The sequence below is a fragment of the Algoriphagus sp. genome (assembly GCF_024642405.1).
Lineage (GTDB): Bacteria > Bacteroidota > Bacteroidia > Cytophagales > Cyclobacteriaceae > Algoriphagus.
Genome location: NZ_JAHEBC010000334.1, coordinates 1 through 4218 on the forward strand (window position 1 = coordinate 1; position 4218 = coordinate 4218).

Annotated in this window: 5 protein-coding genes; 1 reads left to right on the top strand and 4 read right to left on the bottom strand. The window is 35.8% G+C overall.

The annotated features are described in order from the left end of the window. From Q0L68_RS17195 to Q0L68_RS17210, 4 genes are all read right to left on the bottom strand, one after another. Positions 1–1004, bottom strand: a 1004-nt coding sequence (locus Q0L68_RS17195; RefSeq protein WP_296705493.1) for an alpha/beta hydrolase, incomplete at its 3' end; no start/stop codon positions are given. Between the two features lie 2 nt (positions 1005–1006). Then, positions 1007–1555: a hypothetical protein gene (locus Q0L68_RS17200; RefSeq protein WP_296705495.1), complete on the bottom strand. Its 549-nt coding sequence runs from the start codon at positions 1553–1555 to the stop codon at positions 1007–1009. Between the two features lie 17 nt (positions 1556–1572). Further along, positions 1573–2265 carry a head GIN domain-containing protein gene (locus Q0L68_RS17205; RefSeq protein WP_296705497.1) on the bottom strand — a complete coding sequence of 231 codons (693 nt, stop codon included), beginning with the start codon at positions 2263–2265 and terminating at the stop codon, positions 1573–1575. Positions 2266–2370: 105 nt separating this feature from the next. Then, a complete protein-coding gene (locus Q0L68_RS17210; RefSeq protein WP_296705499.1) occupies positions 2371–3177 on the bottom strand; it encodes a LytTR family DNA-binding domain-containing protein in 807 nt (268 codons plus the stop codon). Positions 3178–3462: 285 nt separating this feature from the next. On the opposite strand from Q0L68_RS17210, the gene Q0L68_RS17215 reads away from it, so the two are divergent. Continuing rightward, positions 3463–4218, top strand: a complete 756-nt coding sequence (locus tag Q0L68_RS17215) for a sulfite exporter TauE/SafE family protein (protein WP_296705500.1) — start codon at positions 3463–3465, stop codon at positions 4216–4218.

Consider the following 4218-nt stretch of genomic DNA (forward strand, 5'->3'; position numbering starts at 1 on the left):
TCCTGATAGAATATTTCGGGTTGCTCATGTTGAGGACCATGTGCACATTCAGCAATTTTCACAACTTCTTTTTCGCTTGGATCCGTACCCAAATTATCATAAACATAATCGGCTAATACGGCCGGCACGACACCATCATCTGCCCCCCACAACATTAGAGCAGGGATTGTGATATTTTTCAATTCTGGAGTATAATTCAGATCATCCCATAATTCCATCGTCTTTTTCTTATAAAATGCGTCCGAGTAAAAAGACAGCGAGAACATTGATTTAAATATCAAATCCTTGTATGGGGTTGGGTTTTCAGCTTGAACTGCATCCCAATCATAGGCATCTCCCTTGAGTGCGGCAACGTATAAGTATGGTTCAATTACGGAGTAATTTCCCGGTGCTGGATTTGCTTCGTAGAAATCAATAATAAATTGCCAATAAGCCAAATCTGCTCCTGGTTTGGCCATCTCGGCAGGTACTCGTTCTAAAATCCAATCCTTCATCATTTGAGACTCCAATTCGCCATAAAGAGAACCATCAAGATCAATCCATCCTTTAAAATTATTCGAATGACCATCTCTACCTAGGTATCCTGCTGACAACTGTCCACCCCAACTGTGTCCCAACATAAACAACTTCTTATTTGGGTACTTTTTCTGGATTAGCTCTACAATTTTCTCTGTGTCCTCAATATATTGATCTGGGTTTTGATACTCAGTATTGGAATTTCCTTGAGTCATTCCTGACAACCTTTGATCCCAATAGACCATCAAATAATCATTTTCAAGCATTTTAAACCCAGTGGCTATATGTTGCTCCATTCCTGAGTCTCCTGGGCCACCATGAACCGTAATGATCATAATATCAGAAGAGAAGTTACCTTTTACCCAGACTGGCATTTGTGCACCTTTATGTGATAGATGAAAGAAATCACCATCAATTTGGAATTCTGTTTTTTCACAAGCGCTCAGAATAATGCTGATTAAGAAAATATATAAATAAGTCTTTTTCATATTTACCTAGTTTTAAACGTATGTGTTAGCCCCATTTGTAGTGCCCAGTAAGGAAGATTGAGAGGTCTAAATCCAAGATCCCAGAAAATCTTAGGTCTAATCCATATGAGATCTACCCCTTTCTTTTCCTTTGATAGATTATAACCTGCCCCCATAGTTATTGAAGGCATAAAACCAATAACAGTTTTATTACCATGGGAAATGCCATAGCTATAATCATCAAAAAACCATATATCATTTTTAAACTTTTTTCCAATCAGGCCAAGACCTATTGCTTGTTCTAACATAAATCCAGACTCAAAATATTTTCTAAATCCAGTATGGACATCAAAAGTTAATGCATTGAAACCCGGATTTGAATGAAGTCCAAAGTCTGCTCTTATAGGAATAGAGAAGTCTTCTGCATGCATTTTTTCATATTCAAATTCGAGTACTATTCCTGGATTTGAAATATTTTCTCCAAAATATCCAATTCCAGCATTAATCCGGGTTTGCCCTACCGCAAAAAACGAATACAAAAGGCAGCATATCAGTGTTATAGTCCTTTTCATAATTATTTCGATAGTGATTAATTGGCATCAATCAGGTTCAATGTGCCAGAGACTTTTTGGGTAATTGAAGGATTCCCCTTGTAGGAAATTGTAGAAACTCCATCAACATCAATGTCTAGTTCTTCCTCGCAAGACACTTCCAAATTTCCTTCACCGGATATATCTAGAGTTGTAGACTGCGTTAACAGATTAAAATTATTTACCACCGTTTGACCAGAACTGAATATAGTTTGGGAGTTAACTTTTCCTTTCAGGTTCATGGTCGACTTTCCTTCGGCATTAATGAAGAGGTTGTCCAGATCTAGGTCACCATCTGACTCTATAATGTTTTCGCCAGAGGCTTGAATTTCGTTTATATCAGGAACTGTGATTACTATCCAAACGCCAAAATTGGTATTGAAGCAAGTGATGTTGTTATCATACCCTATTTCCAGTTCTCCGCTGACTACCTTGTATCTTATGGGTTGCATCAATTCAGGCTCTGCAAACACTGTTACTTTTTGAACAGACCCTTGTTTTATTCTTAGGTTAACTGGACCTGAAATTGATATTTTATCAAACTGAGTTATGGAAATATCATATTCATTCACGACTCCGGAGCCCGTTAAACATAAGTTTTCGTCCTCTATACAAGATTGAAGAAAAGTGACACCAGCTAAGGCGAAAATAAACAGAGCTTTTTGAAAGTAGGTTTTTATAGTAGTTTTCATGGCTTTAGGTTTTATACTAAAGATCGATAAAAAACCACCTAGGTTCGGTTTTATCAATGATTTGTCGCCGAAGTCGATAAAAAATAATCTGAAGTCGATAAAGAATTAACTGTTAATCCAACTTCTGAAATTGGCAGCTCTTTTCTGGCTAACTTGAATAGTATCAAAAGCAGGAAAAATAATAACATTTACCTTTCCATTGGTCCCAGATGTAAAAGATTTACATGCCTCTCGGTTAATAATAAGTTGTCGGTTTACGCGAAAGAAGTGACTGGAAGGCAAGGTTTTCTCGAAATGGTCAAGGTTCTCAGAGAGTAAAAATTCCTCTCCTTCAAACGTGATTAAGAAAACTATTCCTTGTTTTAATTGGATACAAGAAACATTGGAAAATTTAACTGGAATTTTCTTACTGCCTTTTCTTCCAATAATTGGTGCCAGAGAAACATTTTTTTCTTTCTCGGAGGCCATTTCTTTTTTTAAAAGATTTTCTACCACAAAAAATAAATTGATAATAAGAATCAATAAAAACTGAGGAAAGAATTCATACTTAAAATAATTATCTTCGAGAAGGTCTTGGTGCCAGATAAATTCCCATTGGATATAAGTGATAAGAATTGAAAGAAGTGCCGGTACTATAATGGCAAATAAAAGTTGATTGATAATTCGTTTAAAAGTATCATTCGTCCATTCAAATTTATTGTTTAAGAAAAGATTTACCCGATCAATAAATTCTAAAATGATATAAACACTGATGAACGTCACCAGCATATCTAAATAATGTAAAGGCTTCTGAAATTGATTTACCCAGTCATCTTTCCCTATTAGAATAAGGATATTGGCAATAAATAGAGAAATAAAAACATTTCGAATCCAACGTTGGCTTTTGGCTTCTTTCTTTATTAAATCAGTCATTACATAACTAATTTAAAAAATTATTTTGGTTGAGAGGGGGAATTTATTCTCTCATTCATTAGCAAAATGAATTTTCTTTTTTAAACCTTCTACTCTATTTCGATTTCCTATTTTTTCATGTAAACACATTCTCTACTATTTGTAAGCTTTTTGATATGATGGTTATCTGGATGCAATCCCAAACCATTAAGCCTAATAATAAAGCCTAATCCTAAAAATCCACGATTAGATTTTTATATGTTTGGGAAATAGGAATAGTTAGTGTTCTGCTTTTGACCCCAACCAATGTTTTTATCAGTTATCTCAGAGATAAGTACCACTTCTTGGATTCTTAGTTTTTTGGCGGCTTTTGTGATTGGAATGTCCAAAGCCGGTATCAAAGGAATTGCTATTATCAATGTGACTTTTATGGCTATCGCCTTCGAAGTCAAACAATCAACTGGGATCGTATTACCACTTTTAGTAGTGGCAGATATATTTGCAGTGATCTATTACAACCGGCATACCCAATGGGGTTATGTGGCTAAATTTCTTCCTTGGATGATTTTGGGAATAATTCTGGGGAGTTGGATTGGTATGGATTTACCTGAGCAAAGCTTTAAAATCGGGATGGCGCTCATTATATTCTTGGTCTTAGGAATTATTGTTTGGTGGGATCAAAAAAAGACGAAAACGGTTCCTACTCATTGGGCTTTTGCAAGTGGTGTTGGAACCTTGGCAGGCTTTACAACCATGGTTGGGAACCTAGCGGGTCCAATCTCCAATATTTACTTTTTAGCGATGCGACTTCCAAAAAATCAATTTATAGGTACTGCGGCATGGCTTTTCCTGATCATCAATGTGTTCAAATTACCCTTTCATTTTTTCCTTTGGGATACGATTTCCGAAGAAACCCTCCTACTCGATTTGAAATTGATCCCAGGAATTGTTTTGGGATTTGTATTGGGAATCAAGCTGGTAAAGTTGATCGATGAAGCATTTTTCAGAAAAATGATTTTGGTTTTGACCGCTTTGGGGGCGGTTATTATTTTGTTTAAATAG

What these genes read in the sequence shown, in the direction of transcription:
- Q0L68_RS17200 (WP_296705495.1), bottom strand. Translation starts at nt 1,555, where the DNA reads ATGAAAAGGACTATAACACTGATATGCTGCCTTTTGTATTCGTTTTTT.
- Q0L68_RS17205 (WP_296705497.1), bottom strand. Translation starts at nt 2,265, where the DNA reads ATGAAAACTACTATAAAAACCTACTTTCAAAAAGCTCTGTTTATTTTC.
- Q0L68_RS17215 (WP_296705500.1), top strand. Translation starts at nt 3,463, where the DNA reads ATGTTTTTATCAGTTATCTCAGAGATAAGTACCACTTCTTGGATTCTT.
- Q0L68_RS17210 (WP_296705499.1), bottom strand. Translation starts at nt 3,177, where the DNA reads ATGACTGATTTAATAAAGAAAGAAGCCAAAAGCCAACGTTGGATTCGA.